Origin of the sequence: Aureibaculum koreense (assembly GCF_034296135.1) — a bacterium.
Lineage (GTDB): Bacteria > Bacteroidota > Bacteroidia > Flavobacteriales > Flavobacteriaceae > Aureibaculum.
The window spans coordinates 1-20550 of record NZ_JAXKVV010000023.1 but is presented as its reverse complement, the minus strand read 5'-3'; the positions used below and the strand labels follow the sequence as shown (position 1 = coordinate 20550).

General features: G+C 34.1%; 15 protein-coding genes. 3 read left to right on the top strand and 12 right to left on the bottom strand.

What is annotated here, in order from left to right; all coding sequences use genetic code 11:
- Positions 1–11 precede the first annotated feature (11 nt).
- Together UMM65_RS14775 and UMM65_RS14770 are read left to right on the top strand one after the other, a co-directional pair.
- The gene (locus UMM65_RS14775) at positions 12–569 is read left to right on the top strand and encodes a hypothetical protein (protein ID WP_321977642.1); all 558 of its coding nucleotides are present in this window, start codon (positions 12–14) and stop codon (positions 567–569) included.
- 79 nt (positions 570–648) lie between these two features.
- Positions 649–1206 (top strand): REP-associated tyrosine transposase, encoded by a 558-nt coding sequence (locus UMM65_RS14770; RefSeq protein ID WP_321977640.1) that lies wholly within the window; start codon positions 649–651, stop codon positions 1204–1206.
- Positions 1207–1501: 295 nt separating this feature from the next.
- Here UMM65_RS14770 and UMM65_RS14765 read toward each other — a convergent pair whose 3' ends face one another.
- Both UMM65_RS14765 and UMM65_RS14760 read right to left on the bottom strand, forming a co-directional pair.
- Positions 1502–3781, bottom strand: a complete 2280-nt coding sequence (locus UMM65_RS14765) for an inorganic phosphate transporter (RefSeq protein WP_321977638.1) — start codon at positions 3779–3781, stop codon at positions 1502–1504.
- A 71-nt stretch (positions 3782–3852) separates the two neighbouring features.
- Complete coding sequence (locus tag UMM65_RS14760) at positions 3853–5064, bottom strand: OprO/OprP family phosphate-selective porin (protein ID WP_321977636.1); 1212 nt, start codon at positions 5062–5064, stop codon at positions 3853–3855.
- 201 nt (positions 5065–5265) lie between these two features.
- On the opposite strand from UMM65_RS14760, the gene UMM65_RS14755 reads away from it, so the two are divergent.
- Positions 5266–5625 (top strand): toxin-antitoxin system YwqK family antitoxin, encoded by a 360-nt coding sequence (locus tag UMM65_RS14755; RefSeq protein ID WP_321977634.1) that lies wholly within the window; start codon positions 5266–5268, stop codon positions 5623–5625.
- Between the two features lie 70 nt (positions 5626–5695).
- Here UMM65_RS14755 and UMM65_RS14750 read toward each other — a convergent pair whose 3' ends face one another.
- The 10 genes from UMM65_RS14750 to UMM65_RS14705 form a co-directional block, all read right to left on the bottom strand.
- On the bottom strand, positions 5696–8500 hold the full coding sequence (locus UMM65_RS14750) for a TonB-dependent receptor (RefSeq protein WP_321977633.1): 2805 nt from the start codon (positions 8498–8500) through the stop codon (positions 5696–5698).
- A gap of 112 nt (positions 8501–8612) precedes the next feature.
- Positions 8613–9839: a hypothetical protein gene (locus UMM65_RS14745; protein ID WP_321977632.1), complete on the bottom strand. Its 1227-nt coding sequence runs from the start codon at positions 9837–9839 to the stop codon at positions 8613–8615.
- Positions 9840–10081: 242 nt separating this feature from the next.
- Entirely contained in the window at positions 10082–11650 is a 1569-nt protein-coding gene (pgi, locus tag UMM65_RS14740; protein ID WP_321977631.1) for a glucose-6-phosphate isomerase, read from the bottom strand.
- A 122-nt stretch (positions 11651–11772) separates the two neighbouring features.
- A complete protein-coding gene (locus UMM65_RS14735; RefSeq protein ID WP_321977630.1) occupies positions 11773–12933 on the bottom strand; it encodes a peptidoglycan DD-metalloendopeptidase family protein in 1161 nt (386 codons plus the stop codon).
- Positions 12934–13058: 125 nt separating this feature from the next.
- Positions 13059–13835, bottom strand: coding sequence for a DUF3108 domain-containing protein (locus UMM65_RS14730; RefSeq protein ID WP_321977629.1), 777 nt, complete (start codon positions 13833–13835; stop codon positions 13059–13061).
- 270 nt (positions 13836–14105) lie between these two features.
- Complete coding sequence (locus UMM65_RS14725; protein WP_321977627.1) at positions 14106–14501, bottom strand: hypothetical protein; 396 nt, start codon at positions 14499–14501, stop codon at positions 14106–14108.
- A gap of 62 nt (positions 14502–14563) precedes the next feature.
- Positions 14564–15505, bottom strand: a complete 942-nt coding sequence (locus tag UMM65_RS14720; RefSeq protein ID WP_321977625.1) for a tryptophan 2,3-dioxygenase family protein — start codon at positions 15503–15505, stop codon at positions 14564–14566.
- A gap of 183 nt (positions 15506–15688) precedes the next feature.
- Complete coding sequence (gene tilS / locus UMM65_RS14715; protein ID WP_321977622.1) at positions 15689–17086, bottom strand: tRNA lysidine(34) synthetase TilS; 1398 nt, start codon at positions 17084–17086, stop codon at positions 15689–15691.
- A gap of 228 nt (positions 17087–17314) precedes the next feature.
- Positions 17315–19681, bottom strand: a complete 2367-nt coding sequence (locus UMM65_RS14710; protein WP_321977620.1) for a sodium-translocating pyrophosphatase — start codon at positions 19679–19681, stop codon at positions 17315–17317.
- Between the two features lie 122 nt (positions 19682–19803).
- Positions 19804–20331 (bottom strand): inorganic diphosphatase, encoded by a 528-nt coding sequence (locus UMM65_RS14705; RefSeq protein ID WP_321977618.1) that lies wholly within the window; start codon positions 20329–20331, stop codon positions 19804–19806.
- Positions 20332–20550: the final 219 nt, after the last annotated feature.

Genomic DNA, 20550 nt, shown 5'->3' with positions numbered 1-20550 from the left:
CTTGATTTTTTATGAAAATTTTTTATTTATATATTCTGATAATTTTGACCTACTCTTGCAGTAAAGGATGTTTGGAAGATGGCATGGAGAATATATTACCTCTTGAAAATAGTTCAGTCGAAATCATATATGAGTTTCCAAATACGTTTGATCAAGATTGTTTTCGAGTATTTAGGATTGGAAATAAGATTGCCGTAAAAGAATTACAAAAATATCCAATAATAAAAAAAGATTATAAAACTAGAGAATTAATAAAATGGCATATCCTTGATAGCGATATAGAAAAGAAACTGATTTTGAACACTTTGTACAGTTCCTATATTTTTAACAATAATGAACAATATAAGAATTATCTACTAAAAATTATTTATTGGATTAAAATAAAAAATGAATTGGTCTATTTATCTTATTCAAAGGAAAAAAAACCTTATATATTGATGGCTTATATTTATTCTCCTAGTCAAAATGTAGTATATGCTATCGATGCCTTCACTATCGGGCATATCAATAGTAAAGAAAAGGATCAACAGAGAGTAGATTCAGTAATTATTGAACATAATTTTGATTAATATTATCCCTCGCTCCCCTCGCTCCCGCCAGTTTGCAACTGGTGGTTTTGCATAATATTATTTTCATTATTTTAGTTGCATGAGCAGAAACTATAAATTTCATAATAAAGCAGGTTTATATTTTGTATCATTTGCCACAGTATATTGGTTGGATATTTTTACAAGACAGGTTTATTTTGATATTTTAGCAGAAAGTATTGCCTATTGCAGAAAAGAAAAAGGAATGGAAGTTTATGCTTATTGCTTTATGCCGAATCATGTGCATTTAGTTTTTCGTTCTGTAAATGAAGACCCATCTGGTTTATTAAGGGATTTTAAAAAATTCACTTCAAAAAAGATTGTAAAAGCCATTGAAAATAATGGACGAGAAAGCAGAAAAGAATGGTTATTATGGATGCTAGAACGGGCAGCAAAAAAGAAGGAAAATGTTTCAAATAGACAATTATGGCAACATCATAACAAACCTATTGAACTTTGGACAGATAAAGTTATCAAACAAAAAATTGACTATATACATAATAATCCAATAGAGGCGGGGTTTGTTAACAATTCAACTGAATGGAAATATAGTAGTGCAAGAAATTTTCAAGGCGATAATACTGTTTTGGTAATAGACGGTACTGGTTTTATAGGCTAATTTTGACTGCCACCAGTTACAAACTGGCGGGAGCGGTGAAAATTATGCCGATGAAATTGCTGAAATGAAGCAAAAATTAAAAGAAACCCGTGGGAAATATAAAGATTCCGAAGCCTTGGATAATCAATATATTCAGTTGTATAAGGATAGGAAGTAAAATTAGGTGTATTCCCAGACTAGCTAAAGTGGATCACTTTTCCCTCGCTCCCGCCATGCCGATAGCTATCGGTATGCAACTAGAGGAAATAAAAAAGGGCCTGAAAAAATTTCCAGACCCTGTTCTTTTATAATTTAATTAAAAAATATGATCATCTGTTTTAACAAGTTTTACAGAACGGTCATGTTCACTATAATATGATTCTAAGATGTTCATACCTGCTTTAATCAGATCTTTTGTTTCCAGCAAAATACTAAAATAAAGTGTAGTGTTTTTTGGGCTAGATTCAATGGTTCTGGTGCGTTCTACTTGATGATGGATGGAGTTTTCTACATACGCCAACAATCCTTGTTTTTCGTCCATTAAATCTGGCATAATTTTATTGAAAGAACGTGAATCGAAAACTTCTCTTATCTTTTCAAATAGTGAAACGAGTTGGTTATTAATTTCGACCAATTCGTCCGCTTGTTTTTTCTTTAAAGGTTTATGATTGTTATTAATGTGCTTATGGCTTACTTTAGAAATAAAACTGGCCGATTGTGCCATATCTTGCAAATTACCAATAACATCAATATAAAATTTGCTCGCCCCTAAATAAGAATCGTCTAAATCTTTAATAAAATAAAAGATATTATTCTGTAAGCCTTCTATTTCGTTTTCTAATTTAACAACTTGGCTTTTTGCTTTTTTAAGACTTTTTAAGTCCTCATTTATCAATCCGTCTATGGTACTTTTATTTATTTTGCTTATTCTCTTTAAGGCTTTTGAAATATTGTCCGCACTCTCTTCTATCACTCCATGTATGGAATTACTTTCAGACTTGTTTAAACTGTCTTCTGCCTTTAGTTCCTGTGCTTTAGATTTATGGCTTATGTAATTTCTTGCTAATAGCAATATCGCCAAGAACAATAAAATGGCAATAGCCGTTGGACCACCTAGGTTAATAAGTAGAGCCATAACACCAGCTGCTACAAAAGCTATAATTGCTGTACCAAACCATCCCGCAATAACATTGAGTACGCCTGCAACCCTGTAAACGGCACTTTCACTACCCCAAGCTCTATCTGCCAAGGAAGTACCCATGGCTACCATAAAGGTAACGTAAGTGGTTGATAATGGTAATTTCATTGAAGTAGCAATAGAAATCAATACGCCTGCTACCATCAAATTTACAGAAGCTCTAACTTGATCAAAGGCCGGCAACTCATAAGTTTTATGTTTTGGTAGGTTTATTACAGGTTTTTCAAATTGTTTTTCAATTTTAGCTGTAACTGAACCTGGTAAAACGGTTGCGATATATTTTGTAATAAGCATAGAAAACCTTACAATACCTCTTGATAAGGAGTTAGGTTGGAATTTCTCAGCAGCTTCCCCTTGTCTTGATAAATTGATTTCTGTATCTGCAACGGTACGAGCTTTTTTAGAAAACCACAAAGTAAGTACCATTATACCACCTGCTATAAACAACAATAATGGTTCAGTTGGTACTTTTTTAGATAAAACACCCATTGAAAAGGAATTTGCTTCAACACCAGAGGCCACCCAAGCTTCATACGAATGATATGCCGCCATAGGTACACCAATAAAATTTACCAAGTCATTACCGGCAAAGGCCAGTGCCAATCCGAAAGTACCGATTGCAATTATTGGTTTAAAGATGTTTTTCTTTAGCACACCCATATAGAGTTGAGAAAGAATTGTCCAAAAAACAAATGAAACACCAATTATCATAATTTCATTGCCTTCCAACAAATGACTTATATCATCATAATATGGGGTTCCCTTTAACCCTTTCATAAAAATGAAATAGGTAATGGCGGTTAAGGCTCCACCTCCAAAAAGAGCTCCTAGATATTTAATTTTGCTTTCGTAATGAAAAGAAAATATAAGTCGTGACACATACTGAACCAAAGCACCAACACTAAAGGCAATAACTACCGACAATAATATACCTTGTATTATTTCCAAAGCTTTTTCAGTATTTATATATTTTGTGAGATTTGCAACAGTTTCGGCATCTGAAGCTACAATTTTAATCAATGCCATAGCGACGGCTGCACCCAATAGCTCAAATACAATAGAAACTGTAGTTGAGGTTGGCATACCCAGCGTATTAAAGAAATCGAGCAGTAAAATATCGGTAATCATTACTGCCATAAAAATAATCATGATCTCATTGAAGAAGAATTCGCCAGGAACGAATATTCCTTTACGGGCAACTTCCATCATTCCACTTGAAAAAACAGCACCTATAAAAATTCCTAAACTCGCTACGATCATTATGGTTCTAAAAGAAATGGCCTTAGAACCTATGGCAGAGTTTAAAAAATTTACGGCATCGTTACTTACACCTACAACTAAATCGGCAGCAGCCAAAACAGCAAGTGCAATAATCATTATTAAGTAAATATTTTCCATCTATAAAAATTTGAGTTGCAAATTTGTTAATTATTAATTAGTTAAACATTAATAAATAGTTATCTTTTATTTCAGAAATCTATCTGAAAACGTGCTTGAAAAACGCTAACATTACCGGCATCTTTAATATTTCCCCAAACATGATTTAATGCAATTTTAGTAACGGGGTTCAAATACCAATTTATACCTAACGTAATATCCGATTGCTCTCCGCCAAAAATATCTTTACTGTTCAAATCTGAATTAGAGTAACGTAAGGCAATTTCCCACGCACCTGCACCACCATCTTTGCCCATAAAATTCTGCTTTGGTTTTACACGATCAAAACCAGAATAAGAGCTTTTATATTTCTTTTGTTCGCCCGTTAAAAAGTAACTGACCTGACCATAATAACTTGAAAAATTATAATTTTCGTCCGCTTTTAAATCCGTAATAAGATATTCTGCTTGTAACGATAATGGCCCCGTAACAAATGCGGTTTCAAAATTTAGCATGTTAAGGTTATTTACGTTTTCAATAAGTTCAGTATCAATATATTTTTTATTGCTTAAGTGAGCTTCTGGTCTTGATGAAATTCTATAACTATTGGTGCTATTGGGTTTTCTAAAACTATAGCCCAAACCTAAATGCAGCAGTTGTTTTCTATTTTTTAATGGTAATCCAGAAATTCTGCTCGTAAACACATATCCGTCGTTTGCCATAATATCATTACCATCATCGCCCGCATTTCTAAAAAGACCAACCTGTACACCAATTCTGTCTTCTAAAAATTCATTCATCGCTAATATTCCGTTGTTTCGTGTTGGAGAAAAATCACTTAATAAGGAACGCTCTAAAAAGGTAATATACTTACTGCTCGTGAGCATTTCCAATCGTAACGGTTCTTTTACGTTTCCTATCCTGATTGTACCGAGTACGGGAATATCTTTAATGCCCAAGTAAGCATCTTTAAATGCTACTTCACCACCCTCAAAACCAAGATCTAGTTTAAACTCAATATTTTTATAAACAACACCAGAAAGAAAAAAACGAGCACGCCTAATCTCAGTTGCACTAGTAGTTAGTAATTTGCCATAGACATCATTTAATGCTTCATTTTGAGAAAAAAAGGCGTGGTCGAGCATAATTCTGCCTCCAAATTTAAACTCAAAATTTTCATCAGCACTGTTTACTTTAAAACCGTTGTCCCATTTAAAGTTAAAGGGATTGCCTTCTTTTTCTTGTGCGAAGACTGAAAAAGAGATAGTGCAAACTAAAATTGCAATTACGTTTTTAAGGTTCATTAATTACAAAAATTAGATATAGTTAATGAGTTGCAAGTTATTTTATTTTAAGTAAACAATAAAACATAATAATAATTTTGTATTATTTTGATAATCAGTAATTTATATTTTCAATGTTAATTTAACGTTAAGTAAATGTTGCTTTAATGTAAAATAATTTATATATTTAATCCGTTAAATGTTAACTAAATATTAAAAACCATGAAAAAAATAGCTATTCTTTTAATTGTCTTTTGTGTGAGTTTTTCCTTTGCTCAAGAAAATGATAAAAAAGTAAAATTAGAAAAAAAAGGAGATATAACTGAAGCTACTTTCTATTATGATAATGGAAAGATTGATCAACAGGGGTTTTTCAAGAATGGCAAATTACATGGTTTATGGACCAGTTATGATTTAAAAGGCGAAAAAATTGCAGTAGGCAATTACAATATGGGCGAAAAAGCAGGTAAATGGATATTTAAAACCAACGATGTTTTAAAAGAAGTTGATTACACAAACGATAAAGTTGAAAATGTAAATTCTTGGTCTCGTGAAACTACAGTAGCTATGAAAAACGAGTAGAATTAATTTAAAATTTAAACAAAAAAAAGGAGCTGTTGATAGCTCCTTTTTTTGTTTATGAGGTCACGTTTTAAAATTTGATACTGTACCCTAAAGAAAAAGATGTGCCAGGATTTCTCTTAGAGAAAATTTGGTCTTGTGCCTTATAAGATTGGTAAATGCTTTCTTTTTCCGCTCCTAAAAGGTTTGTAATTTTAAAAGTAAGATTAGCGTTTTTCTCTTTGCCCAATGTCTTATTCAACGTAAAATTCAAACTATTATATGGCATGGTAAATACATCAGGGTTAGCTCCACCCACTACTTCGAGGGTTTTTCCCTGTACATTGTAAAATAATCCTGTTTGTAAGCCTATGTTATCATTATTATAATCTAAACCAGCATTGATTAAATAGGGTGATTGCCCTTGAAGCTCTCTGGTATCGTTTACTGATTCTCCCGGTCTAGCGGTATTTTGTCTTAACGTAAATTCATCATTGCCCATTTCTAATTTTGATTGAATTATAGAGGCGTTTAAGTTAAACCTGAAATTTTCTAAACTAGAAGATAAGAAACCCAAATTTTTTCTCAGCTCGATTTCCGCACCTAAAACATTAGCCTTACCTAGATTTTGAGGTGTAAAATTATCTAATGCCGATTGATAATAGGTCAACTCAATAGGATCGGTAAACGATTTATAAAATCCGCTTACGGCGAATAACTGTGAGTTATCTCCGAAAACTTCATAACGTAAGTCAATATTATTAATGTAGGTAGGTTTTAAATCTATATTACCTATATAAGTGATATCAGAAAGTGCATCGAAAATTTCGGCATTTGATGCTTCTTTAAACGAAGGTCTTGCCGTTGTTCTGGCATACGATAATCTCACATTCTTATTGTCCGTTAAGGCGTAAATGAAATTAACAGATGGAAACAAATCCAGTTTATTTATAATTGATTCATTATTTAAAACTTCTTTCTGACTGTTCTGACCAGTATAATTCAACATAAAATTTTCTACTCTTATACCAAGTATTGTCTTCAGTTTTTCTCCCAAATTGAATTCGTTTGAAATGTAGCCAGCAATATTTATTTGATTGGATTCGAAAATATTTACGGGATCGACAACCGAAGTATTTCTAATAAAAGATCCCTCTTGATTACTGGTTGTCCATAAATTTTCATCGGCTAAAATAGCATTGGCATTACCGTTAAAACCACTTGGTCCTGCAATACCGATTCTAAACGTATAAATATTATAGGTTCTTTGTTTGTAAGAACCATAAGCACCTACTTTTAACTTTGCATCTTTTTTAAATAAATTATATTTTCTGGTAATGTCTAATTTCCCTACATGATTCTCCTCTTCCAAACCTCTCCAAATTCTTCTGGGTTCACTGTTTTGAGGAATACTAAAACTACCATCTTCTTCGAGCCTAAAAGTGGTTGCTCTGATATCTTTATCATAAATTGTAGATAAAGTCGAAGCTAAATTCCATTCCGTTTTCCAGCTGGCATCATTATTTGTATGTGTTCCTGATAACAAGCCGTTGGTAATTGATCTTTCCGTATAAGCTAAGCTATGTTTTTTAGCAGGAGCAAAATCTCCTTCGTTCAATAGCTGATCGAACTCTCCCGCACTAGATTCACCATTTTGAATTCGCATTACATTTATTTTATATTTGGAAAGTTCTGTTTTAAATGACAGACCTACCAAACCGCTAAGCACTACATTTTTTTCACCTAGATTCCCTTTTTGACTTTTACTTAAAGGCATTTCTATATTTGAGGTATTAGGGTCTTTTCTATAAAAGTTATTTTCTGCATCCTCATAAAAATTGGTCTCATTTTTATAAGATAAAGAAGCTATATAACCTAATCTATTATCTTTCTTTCCTATTTTATATTGATTGCCAGCGGTAAAGCCAATACTGTAATCCATGGTGCTGTTTGATTCTTTAGCACCTAATGTAGGGTCGAATCTTTTAGTGATCTCAGTTAAAAAAGGATTATTATCAAAAGTATTGGGTATAGGTTGGTAAGGACTTATTGGCAGAGCTCTTTTACCGTCATCATAACCTAGAAAATCAGTTGCCCCACCTTTATAACTTAAATAATTATTTTTAAAGTGCATATTAGAATTGTACGTGCCGCTCACCGATAAGCTAAATTCCTTTTTTACTGGAAATTCTTTGGTAACAATATCCACTATACCACCAGTAAAATCAGCGGGCATATCGGCAGTTGCCGATTTAACCACTATAATATTATCGATAATATTTGTAGGGAAAATATCCATTTGAATTGTATTTCTGTCCGGATCTAACCCTGGAATATCCACACCGTTTAAAATGGTTTTGGTATATCTGTCTCCTAAGCCACGCACATAAACGTATTTACCCCCTTGAATAGATACACCCGGTACACTTTTTACAGCATTTGCCAAATCACTTGCTCCGAGTTTTTTAAAGTTTTGTGATGAGATACCGTCCAATAAGTTAACCGATCTACGTTGAATGTTTAGCACGGACGCTTCTGTATTTTGAGCAGTTTCTGCGGTTATAACTACCTCGTCAAGTGTGCCAGAAGCTTCTTTCAAAGTTATATCCAATGTGGTGACATCATCCGCATTAAGGATAACACCCGTAACCTCAACCGTTTCAAATCCAAGAAATTTGAATACAACTGTATATGTTCCGGCCTCAAGTTCAAGTGTATAAATACCTTCAAAGTCTGATGTGGTTCCTTTATCGCTATCCTTTATCAAGACCGTTGCAAAAGGTAGCACATCATTAATTTCCCCATCCTTAATTGTTCCTGTTAAAGTACCTTTTTGTGCATTTAAAAAGTTAACAAAAAGAGCAAAAGTAAGTAGTAATGTAATTTTTATTCTCATATTATTTGTTCTGATAGAATATATAAACAGTGTTAGTCAGTGTCTGTTTTTAAATATCAATTGCCCATACTATGTATGAGCAATCGAATGATTCAAATAATTAGTATTTATTTTATTCTAATGCATTTTTTACATTTGCCATAGTCCAAGTAAACTTAGTGGTATCTGCACCAGTTGTTTTAGAGCTTGAAGTAACCGCCGAAGAAAAATTAGCTGCATCAGATCCAAAAGTAGAACCTACATCAGATTTGTCCGCAAAAATAGAAGCTGAAGAATTAACACCCGCAGGTAAAATAATTTGCCAATTATCAAAAACCAATTTACCAGATGTGTAATTTGCAGCAACGCCATCATTATCTAACTCTACATCGGCATCAGCTTTAAATCCGTACGCAAGAACGTTTTTAGTAGTACCCATTGCACCACTTCTATAATCGGCATATTCGCCCCTTTCCGTGGTTTCGTTGCCTATTAAAGTAATACCGTCTAATATAAACTGACCTGTAGCACTACCTTCTGGGCCGTCAATTTCAAGAGCGTGATCAGATGCATTTCCTAAAATAACAACCGAATTGGAGATTGTACCCGAGTACGCTTGGTCAATGTCTATACCATCGTCTCCAGCCGACCAAACAACAAGGTTTGAAGCATTTACCGTGCCTCCAAAAAACTCAATACCATCATCAACATTGGCAACAACTTCAACATTATCTATAACAGTTCCGTTGCCAACGGCACCCAACGTAAGACCGTTAATTTCATTGTCAGGGCTTAGTTCCGCACCGCCATGACGGATAGAAACATATTTAAGTACCCCTGAATTATCTGCTGGGTTACTACCGCCAAAAAGTCCATTGGTATCCGTTGGGGGAATACCTTCAATTTGAAGTTCGGTAACATCTCCTTTGAAAGAACCTGGTGCGTTACCCAAAATAATAAGTCCACCCCATAGACCTCTGTCGTTTTCGGAAAGATTCGTACCAGAAGTTTGTCCAACTGAAATATTATCTGCTTTAGAAGTCATTATAATAGGTTCCGTTGCTGTTCCTTGTGCGTTAATTTTCGAACCTCTGGCTATAACCAAAGCAGAAGCTTGACTACCTGAACCTGCAAAAGCTTTTATAATCGTTCCTGCTTCAATGGTTAATGTAGCACCATTAGCAACTACCACTCTACCACTAATTTCCCAAATTTTATCTTTGGTCAAGGTTTTGTCAGTTGTTATTACGCCCTCAAGAACGGTATCAACAGGTGGCTCTACAATAACATCTGGTGCATCATTTCCTGTACATGACACTAATAAAGCCCCTATAGTTAATGCGTAAAATAATTTTTTCATTTTTTTCTTAATTTTAGTTTGATCTTTTTGTTTAAATTTTACAGTGCAAATAAAGAACACTAATGTAAAGTTTAGGTTAACTAAAAATTAAAGATTTGTTACGATTAGTTTATCGTAGTGTTAACTAAATAAACTAATATGAAGTAAGGTGTATTTAAAAAAAACTCGGGTTATATCCGCAAATACTGGAAATATGCCGAACCTCTATCTTGACAAGATATGTAGTTTCGCTTAAAAAAGGGTTATACCAAAAATTTCTTTGCCAACTCCTTACCCAATTCAACACCAAATTGATCGAAGCTGTATATGTTCCAAATGTATCCTTGAACAAAGGTTTTATGCTCGTAAGTTGCAATGAGCTTACCCAAATTTTTTGGAGTGAGTTTATCCATTAATAAGGTATTAGAGGGTTTATTACCTTCAAACACTTTAAAAGGTAATAATTTTGCTATTTTATCTTGTTGACCTGCGGTTTTTAACTCTAAATGCACGTCCTCTTTTGTTTTGCCCAGATACAAGGCTTCCGCTTGGGCATAGAAGTTTGCCATTAACTTATTATGATGGTCTTTATTTCCGTACAACGATTCTTTGAATCCTATAAAATCAACGGGAATCAGTTTAGTGCCTTGATGCACCAACTGCATAAAAGCATGTTGTACATTGGTGCCTGTGTTCCCCCAAATAATATTTCCTGTTTGATAATCAACGGGGTTCCCATCACGATCAACTGATTTACCATTACTTTCCATTGAACCCTGTTGCAAATAAGGTACAAACTGGGTTAAATATTGTGAATAAGGGATAACCACTTCAGAATCCGTTCCAAAAAAATTATTGTACCATATACTAACCAAGGCTAAAACAACGGGAATATTTTGGTCAAACGAAGCTGTTTTAAAATGTTCGTCAATTTCATAAGCACCGGTTAGTAGTTGATTAAAATTATCGAAACCAAGAGCTAGACTAATGGACAAACCCACTGCACTCCATAAAGAATAACGGCCACCTACCCAATCCCACATAGTAAAAATGTTTTCATCGGCAATGCCAAAATCTGCTACTTTCTCTAAATTAGTAGAAACCGCCACAAAATTATGTTTAATATCACTTTGACTAGCCCCTTTAGATAAAAACCATTTTTTAACAGTTTCTGCATTGGTCAATGTTTCTTGAGTAGTAAAAGTTTTAGAAACAATTACAAAAAGTGTAGTTTCAGGATTCAATTCTTTGATGGTTTCCATAACATGATCGCCATCAATATTGGATATAAAATGCGTTTTTAAGTGATTTTTATAATATTGAAGGGCATCAACAACCATTCTTGGCCCTAAATCAGAACCACCAATACCTATATTTACAACATCTGTAATCGCTTTGCCAGTATATCCTTTATGATTACCTGAGATTACTTCTTTCGAAAATTCTTTTATTTTTTGAAGTGTTTCATTAACCTCGTCCATTACATTTTCGCCATCGACCAATACTGGGTTGCCCGATTTATTCCTTAAAGCGGTGTGTAGCACAGCTCTATTTTCGGTTTCATTAATGATATCTCCTCCAAACATTTTGTTGATTCCATTTTGTACATCCACCTCTTCGGCCAAAGCTATTAACTGACTTAAAACCTTGTCATCAATTCGGTTTTTAGAGAAATCAACACTAAAATCTTCATGTTTAAGGGTGTATCTTTCTTGCCTATCTGCATCGCGTAAAAACAGTTTTTTCATATCAAGATTCTTAATTTCTTGATAAGATTTTTGTAGGTTTTTCCAGGCAATGGTTTTAGTTGGATTTTGATTTTTAAGTGGCATTATTCTTCGTTTTTATAAAACAAAAGTAGTGAAAAAGGATACTAAATACACGAATTATATAAAAGAAGTCTTATGGTCTAAAAAGTAATAGTTCTTAATTCTTAACACTCTCGATTTGAAATCTAATCGACCTTTAAATCGTCCAACTCTGCCTTATAAGGTTTGATAAAAGCTAAATAATTTGTTTTGAGGCTGTCTGCAATTGGTTCAGCCGAAGGTAATTTCTGCTTCAATGGGTCAACTTGTTTTCCATTTTTCCAAAATCGGTAACAAACATGTGGTCCAGAAGTATTTCCGGTCATTCCAACATATCCAATTACATCTCCCTGTTTAACAAAATCCCCTCTTTTTACAGCTCGCTTACTCATGTGTAAATACTGAGTGGAATATACCGAGTTGTGTTTAATTTTGACATAATTGCCATTGCCACCTCGACGTGCTGATTCAGTAACAGTGCCATTTGCAGTACTCATAATAGGAGTACCGACCCTTGCAGCAAAATCGGTACCTCTGTGGGGTTTTATACGTCCATAATACCTAATAAAACGCTTTAAGTTGTATCTAGATGAGATTCTACTGAATTGTAAGGGTGCTTTTAAAAATTGTCTTCTCAAAGAATTGGCTGTTTCGTCGTAATAATCTGATACATTTTTGGTGGAATCAGTAGTGTAATTAAAAGCGTAGAAGGGTTGGTTTTTATGTTCAAAATAGGCAGCTTTTATTTCGCCCAATCCAGCATAAATGGTATCATCAATAAATTTTTCTTCGTAAATTACCTTGAATTTATCCTGCTTTTGGAGGTGGAAAAAATCAACCGTCCAAGCATAAATATCGGACATTTCATTTACCAATGCATAATCCAGGCCTTTTTCATCCATAGCTTCGGAAAGTGATGACGTAATTTTACCGGAAGCGGATTTTATAACGGTTTTAATTTTCTTTTCTTTGAATTTATAGGAAATGGAATCTGTAAAATCTATAACCACATATTCGGTAATTCGAGGGTGATATACAAATACCTGTGCTTTTTCAGTCGTGTCTTTTTTTGCCAAAATAACATAGGGTTTGCCCACCATTAATTTAGCGATATCAAATGAATCCTTAATTGCTTCCACGATATTGTAAACCTCAGTATGGTTAACATGGTGTCTGTCTAGTATTTCACCAAAACTATCACCATTTCTTATGGTGTCTTCAATAACTTTATAATTATTTAAGGTATAGCCAAATTTTTGAATAAGTTCAGGGATTTCGACCTTTTCAGGAATAAGTTCGTTTTCCACATTTTCTTTTTTACAGGAAAAAAAGAGTATTGTTAAAAGGAGAAAAATAACGTTTTTCACTTGATTTTACGGAACTTTTTTAATGAATGGCAAATCTACTATTTTAAAGACAAATCGTAAAGCAATTAATCAAAAATCATTGGAAAAGGGTTTGCCAAGCCTTTATAAAGATCTAAATCGGCTCTTAGAGACCCTACTGCTAAGTCTGCTTTTATTCGTAATGGAATCTTATTTTCATCATTACTTACCCAAACCGTAATGCTCTCTTTGGCTTTAAAAACCCTGCCCGCTTGCACCAATGGCCTAAACTTGGCACTAGCCACTTTACCAAACTTAGTTTTAATGGTTTCGGTACCTAAAAAACGTAATTTAAAAGGGTAATTTTTTTCATCAAAAAACATGGTTAACGTTACCTCATCACCCTTTTTCATTTTTGAAATGTCTTGATTTCTCAAGTAGTACAATGTAGAAAGCATGTCGTGCACACCTTTATTTGTTGCATAAACTTCTTCCGTATTTTTTTCATGATCTTTAACCGTAGCTTTATTGCTTTCTTGGTGAAAATGTATTTCTTTATCTTTCGTATAGCCTCCTTCATCAATTTTGCGAATAAACCTGTAGGGAAGCAAATTATTTTTGTAAAAATATGTTTGGTAATCATCTTCAACCTTAAAAAACCAACTGGTTACCCCTGTAGTTTTTCCTTTACCAACTACATGAAATGCAGATTTGCCATTATTAGAGCTTTCTTTAACTTCTAAAGTGGCAGTACCTGCATTGAACCAATTGCTATAACTGATTCTATACTTTAAAAACTCACCTTTTTTAAACGCAGGTTTAGTCTTTTGTGCATGAACGACAATAGATGCAAAAAATATGAAAAATAGTATCTTTTTATACATGTTTAATTGATTTGTATGATAAAATACAATTATTGTTCCAAAAAAAAATAAACCCTAAAAAATGGTTATTTTTATAGGGTTTAAAATTACATTAATTTATAATGAACTGATTTAAACTTTTCCCATTTGCTAAAAAATTGTTCTTTTTCGCCCACTTTTTGTCTTTTTTTACTTCCGTAGCCCTGCTATGCAACTTAAAAAAGCCTTCAATTGGTCAAAAAATCACTAATTTTCGCTTAAACGCAAAAAGTTTAAATCAGTTCAATTAGTTTATTGACGCTCAAAAACACCATTACTTGTGGTTTCGTCTCCATTTGCTGACAACATGATTAGTTTATTCTGTTCAAATTTTGGAATTATTTTGTCGCCGTCAATATTATAAACATTATTACCGAGGTTTTTCCATGAACCTTCATCTATAATACCCATTGAAATACAGTTATTAGCTTCGTCCGATTCGAAATGTTCCACATCAAAAGTTCCATCTACCTTAAAATGAAGTACCACCCCATTAAAACATTCAATTTTATTGACAACTCCATTATGCTCTAATATTTCAACCAACTTCCATTTTCCAACTAAGTTTTCTTGTTCAGTGGACTCATTACCTTTGTTACACGCAGTAAAAATGATCGCAAAAGCAAGTAATAGACAATATTTTCTCATGGTTAGCAAATGATAAACAGGCTTAAACCTGTTCAATTAGGTTGACTGCTTTAACGAGAAAATCAAGTCAATATTTTATAGGAAGTTAAATTTGTTATTCCCCAGTTTTCAAATTCTTCTTTGCTCCATACATCAGGAAAGAATATTCTCTTTTGATATTTTGGGTGCATATACTTACGCCAGTCACTACCGCCAGTAGCTTCATCATGAGCACCAATATACTTACCCGCAGTGTCGTAATGAGCCATTACCCATTGTATATTAATGGTATAATCTAAATGTCGCATAGCATTTAATAAATCAATATTTTTTTTATCTTTTTTGGGCAATGATTTAAACTTGGACCATAAGTTAATAGTATTATATTCGTCCATTGTTCTCAGAAATTCCGCCTTATATTTTTCTTCGAACTGTTCTAACAAGAACGATTTTTTGCCCGTTTTATAATCCTTACCTGCCGCTTGCCAGTACAAATGCTCAAAGGCAAACTCAAAAGTTGTGTTTCGATCAATTTTAGCTCTAAATCTATAATCGATCAAATTAATTAATTCTGTACTACAAAATTCTATTAATCTGTATTGGGCACTTTGGAAGCCACTTGCGGGAGTTAAAGTGTCTCTAAATTTTGCATATTGTTCACGTTCCATACCATCACCCATAATGGTAAAAGAGGCGGTAAGCATATCAAAATAACGGCTTATCCGCATTAATCTTTCGGTAAAGAATTTAGTTGTCAAATTCTTGTGATGGGCAATTTGGGCAATTTCCCAACGTATCATTTTAAAAATAAGTTCATTGATTTGATGATACATAATAAACACCATCTCATCTTTAAAACCTGTGCGTTGCGTTTGTAAATTCAGTAAAGCATCTGTTTGGATATAATCCCAATAAGTAATGGGTTTACTATATAACAAACCGTCTAACTGTGTTTCCAAATCTTGATCAATGGCATTATATTTCTCTTTTAAAAGTTGTATTCGCTGTTCAATATTGTTATCCATACTTTGTCTTGGTATTTGGCTTACAAATTTATTGAAAATGTTGTTTTAATTTGTTGTTTAATTTTTTATTTAAATCAGCTCAATGTGATTGGGTTTTTTGTATGTCATTCGGGCGAATGCAATTCGTCATTGCGTTTTATATCTCGTTATTGGGCGAGCGAGTGCAATTCGCCATTCTTATATTTATTTTGTTTTTGGGCGAATGCAATTCGCCCCTACGGTGATTTTTAATATTTTTTTTGTGCTGTCCGCTACTTTAAATCTATCGTCTAAACGGTAATCGATTACCCAAATTATTTTATCCTCCGATACCAATACCCATACATTTTCTTTTTCTAATAACGATAGTTTTTCATCTTTGAAAAACTTGCTCAACTTCTTTTTGCCTTGCATACCGAGAGGGTAAAAATAATCGCCTTTTTGCGGTTTTCTGATTGTTAGGGGAAATTTGATGTTGTCTGAATCAACCATGATAAACGACTTCCCTCTAGCCTCCTCTGAAGACCTCCCCCTAGCCCCCTCCGAAGGAGGGGGGATATCATTCTCGAAATCATTAAATTTTCGTGAATCATCATATATTTTAATTGAAAATGTTGGAAAATGGTGTTCTCCTTTCTCTTTGATAATGTAAGCGTTATTATCATTAGTTGAGAGTGCAGTAACCAACAAACTGCCCCTGTTTTTTATAATTCTATGGGTATTGCTATAAACTACCTTTCCAGATTGTGCCTCTAATAAATCATAAATATCGTTCCAAGCAGTAAAATTGTACTCTTTTAGCAATTCGTAGAGGTATGCTTTTGTATGTTTTAAGTTTTTAAGGGCTTTAATATCTAAATCAACAGTGCCATTTTTTTCGGAAATAATTACTTTTTGTTTTGTTTTTTCTACAGATTCCTGAATGATTTGTTGGGTTTCTTTTAGATGTTGAATAGTGTTGGAAAATGCCTCTAAAAACTGTGGGTTAATATCTTTTAAGGTGGGAATTACCTCATGTCTTATCTTATTCCTTACATATTTCGTTTCAGCATTTGAGGCGTCTTCACGCCAAGTTAAATTATGCTCTAGGGCATATTTCTCAATTTGATTTCTGCTAAAGGGCAATAACGGTCTGATTGTCTTTTCGTTTTGTTCAGGGATTCCAGTTAACCCGTCTAAACCTGTTCCTCGGCTCAGATTGATTAAAAAAGTTTCTAAATTATCATCAGCATGATGGGCGGTCAGCAAATAATCTAAGTTATGGTCTCGTAAAAGAGTGTTAAACCAATTATATCTCAATTCCCGAGCCGCTAACTGAATAGATAGTTTTTCCTTTTTTGCATAGGTTTTCGTATTAAACTTCTTGGTAAACACCGGAATTTGTAATCTATTTGCCATGGCGTTGACAAAAATCTCATCTTGGTCTGAATCTAAATCTCGTAACTGAAAATTACAATGAGCCAATGCTATATTGTAGTCAAGTTTGTGCAATAGTTCAGTAAGTACAACACTATCCAGTCCGCCAGAAATGGCGATCAATAGTTTTTTATCCTTTAACTCAGGAAAAACTGTGGTAATATGTTCAGAAAATTGTGCTAACAAAATACGGTAAAGATAAGGGTTATAAAATTACCGAAAGAAAGAACCCCTCCGCCTATCGGCACCTCCCCTTGAAAATAAGGGGAGGCCCTTTTTGAATCTACTTTATTGTCCGATTGTAAGTTGTTGTCAAGAAAAAGCATCCCAAATTGGAATGCTTTTCAAATATTTTAACACAGGCTTGAATCAATTAAAAAACTCAGAATTTTAAACTCAAAACCCGAAACTACTTTATTCTTCGTGATTGGCAACTAACATATCAACATCGTCGCCTTCAACAGTTTTAACAGTTACGTCTTTTTTACCATCAACTTCGGTTGTGGTGATGACCGTAGCATTCTTTTCACCGTTTTCCTTCTTTACCAACACTTTCATTTCTTTATTTACATTCTCATCAACTGGGGCTACCATTTCTTGCTGAACTGGCATATTTTCGTTGTTATATGCAGAAACCGTATCTGAATCTATATAAATACTAGGTGCGATTACCAAAGCTACAACTGACATCAATTTCAATAAAATATTTAATGAAGGACCAGAAGTATCTTTAAAAGGATCACCAACGGTATCACCAACAACAGCTGCCTTATGAGCTTCCGTTCCTTTACGACCTTGTTCCTCTATGGTTTTCTTAGCATTATCCCAAGCACCACCAGCATTTGACTGGAAAATAGCCATTAATACACCACATGTAGTTACACCAGCTAATAATCCGCCAAGCATTTCAGCACCACCTATAAAACCAACAGCAACAGGAACTGCTATGGCCAATAAGCCAGGAAGTACCATTTCTTTAAGAGAAGCCTTTGTAGATATATCTATACACTTACTATAGTCAGCAACACCATCTGCCGCATCAAAAATTGCTCTATCTTCTTTAGAAGCTTTGCTCATATCAGAATCATACTTACGCATAATTCCCAAAGCAGCTTTTAATTCTGGAATATCTTTAAATTGACGACGAACCTCTTCGATCATTGCCATTGCAGCACGACCCACAGCATTCATAGACAACGCAGAAAATACAAATGGCAACATACCACCAATTAATAACCCCGCCATAATATCAGGTCTAGAAACATCAATTGAAGTTACATTGGCAGTTTTCATAAAGGCAGCAAATAACGCCAATGCTGTTAATGCAGCAGAAGCAATTGCAAAACCTTTACCAATAGCGGCAGTTGTATTACCAACAGCATCTAATTTATCGGTACGCTCACGAACTTCACTTGGTAATTCTGCCATTTCAGCGATACCACCGGCATTATCACAAATTGGACCGTAAGCATCAACCGCTAATTGAATTCCTGTATTGGCTAACATACCAACAGCCGCGATAGCAATACCGTAAAGACCCGCTTGGCTGTGAGAAACTATAATTGCCGCAGCAATCAATAAGATTGGAATAGCTGTTGACATCATACCCACACCCAAACCTGCAATAATATTTGTAGCAGATCCTGTTTCAGATTGCTTTACAATTGACAATACAGGTTTTTTACCCGTTGCTGTATAATATTCTGTTATTTTTCCTACTAACAGACCAGCTACCAAACCGGCAATCGTTGCTAAGAAAACTCCCATGGAAGTATAAGTTCTACCATCGGCCACCCAAGATTCAGGTAACATCTGATTGATTATAAAATAAGAAGCCACCAACATTAAACCTGCTGAACCAAATTCACCAATATTTAATGCTGTTTGCGGATTTCCACCATCTTTAACACGAACAAAGAAAGTTCCCAAGATAGACATTATAATACCAACGGCAGCCAATACCAACGGTAAATAAACCGCTCCTAGTCCATCAAATGCTCCTTGAAATTCTGGTAATGTTGCATAAATTGCACCCAATACCATTGTACCTATAATTGATCCTACATAAGATTCAAATAAATCTGCACCCATACCAGCTACATCACCCACATTATCACCAACGTTATCTGCAATTGTAGCAGGGTTTAACGGATGATCTTCAGGAATACCAGCTTCTACTTTACCTACAAGGTCAGCACCAACATCAGCAGCTTTGGTATAAATACCACCACCCACACGGGCAAATAACGCAATTGAAGATGCACCTAATGAGAAGCCTGATAAAACATTTAAGATTTCACCCAATTCCCAGCCTTGTCCGCTGTATATCATAAAAAGTCCACTCAGACCTAAAACACCTAAGCCAACAACGCCTAAGCCCATTACAGCACCACCAGCAAAAGCCACTTCTAAAGCTTTACCTAGAGAGTTTCTTGCCGCCTGCGTAGTTCTTACATTTGCTTTTGTTGCTACCCTCATACCGATAAATCCTGCTAAAGCAGAACAAATAGCACCAACTATAAATGATACCGCTACCATTCCATTAGAGCCGACTTCGTTGTTTCCTTTAAAGAACAATAATACGGCTACTGCGGCAACAAAAACAGCTAAAACCTTATATTCAGCTTTTAAAAACGACATTGCACCAACAGCAATATTTTTAGCGATTTTAGTCATTTTTGCATCACCAGCATCTTGTTTTGATACCCACACATTTTTAATGAGTACAAACAATAACGCCAAAACACCAAATGCCGGTAAAAAATTTACAATATATTCCATAGAATTTAAAATTAGGTTAGTTTATATTTAAAACGTTTGCAAAAGTAGTAAAACTGGATATATAAAAAAAACTACGTTGTAAAATAACGTAGTTTAATTGATTGATTTACTGAACTTAAATGTTAAATAGTAAAAGTTCTATTTTTTTTATGATCACTTTCTTCGTATCTCTTAACACACTCGTGATAAATTTTTACTGCTTCCTCTGAATTGCCCCATCCACCAACATCAACTTTCTTTTTTTCTAAATCTTTATACACTTGAAAAAAATGCTCAATTTCTTTAATCCTGTGTGGATTTAAATCAGAAATATCCGAATTTTTACTCCAAATAGGATCAGATACAGGAACACAAATTATTTTTTCATCTGGGCCTTTTTCATCAGTCATGTGAAATACACCAATAGGTTTTACTTCCATAACCACCATTGGGTAAGTTGGCTCAGTAGTCATTACCAATACATCCAACGGATCCTTATCCAATGCCAAGGTCTCAGGAATAAAACCATAATCACCTGGATACATCATTGACGAGAATAACGTTCTATCAAATCTGATTTTATTTAGGACAAAATCGTATTCGTATTTATTTCTACTTCCTTTGGGTATTTCTATCAGCACATCAAATGTGATGTTGTTTTTTGCACTCATTTTCTCTTTAATTTTAATTTCGGGCAAAAGTAGGGAAAAGAAAATAGTTATTGGTTATTGCGATAGTAGTTATTAGTTAATTGGTCCATAAAATATCTTATACCATTTCTCTTGTTAATTTACTCAATTATTTGTAAATTGCCTTATGGCAAAACAAATAGACTTACACATTAAAGAGAGTGAATCAGAACTAAAGGCTCTTATGAATGCTCAAAGCAA

Excerpts from the sequence above, each read along its gene's own strand:
- UMM65_RS14775 (WP_321977642.1), top strand. The coding sequence starts at position 12 with ATGAAAATTTTTTATTTATATATTCTGATAATTTTGACCTACTCTTGC.
- UMM65_RS14770 (WP_321977640.1), top strand. The coding sequence starts at position 649 with ATGAGCAGAAACTATAAATTTCATAATAAAGCAGGTTTATATTTTGTA.
- UMM65_RS14765 (WP_321977638.1), bottom strand. The coding sequence starts at position 3,781 with ATGGAAAATATTTACTTAATAATGATTATTGCACTTGCTGTTTTGGCT.
- UMM65_RS14760 (WP_321977636.1), bottom strand. The coding sequence starts at position 5,064 with ATGAACCTTAAAAACGTAATTGCAATTTTAGTTTGCACTATCTCTTTT.
- UMM65_RS14755 (WP_321977634.1), top strand. The coding sequence starts at position 5,266 with ATGAAAAAAATAGCTATTCTTTTAATTGTCTTTTGTGTGAGTTTTTCC.
- UMM65_RS14750 (WP_321977633.1), bottom strand. The coding sequence starts at position 8,500 with ATGAGAATAAAAATTACATTACTACTTACTTTTGCTCTTTTTGTTAAC.
- UMM65_RS14745 (WP_321977632.1), bottom strand. The coding sequence starts at position 9,839 with ATGAAAAAATTATTTTACGCATTAACTATAGGGGCTTTATTAGTGTCA.
- pgi (WP_321977631.1), bottom strand. The coding sequence starts at position 11,650 with ATGCCACTTAAAAATCAAAATCCAACTAAAACCATTGCCTGGAAAAAC.
- UMM65_RS14730 (WP_321977629.1), bottom strand. The coding sequence starts at position 13,835 with ATGTATAAAAAGATACTATTTTTCATATTTTTTGCATCTATTGTCGTT.
- UMM65_RS14725 (WP_321977627.1), bottom strand. The coding sequence starts at position 14,501 with ATGAGAAAATATTGTCTATTACTTGCTTTTGCGATCATTTTTACTGCG.
- UMM65_RS14720 (WP_321977625.1), bottom strand. The coding sequence starts at position 15,505 with ATGGATAACAATATTGAACAGCGAATACAACTTTTAAAAGAGAAATAT.
- UMM65_RS14710 (WP_321977620.1), bottom strand. The coding sequence starts at position 19,681 with ATGGAATATATTGTAAATTTTTTACCGGCATTTGGTGTTTTGGCGTTA.
- UMM65_RS14705 (WP_321977618.1), bottom strand. The coding sequence starts at position 20,331 with ATGAGTGCAAAAAACAACATCACATTTGATGTGCTGATAGAAATACCC.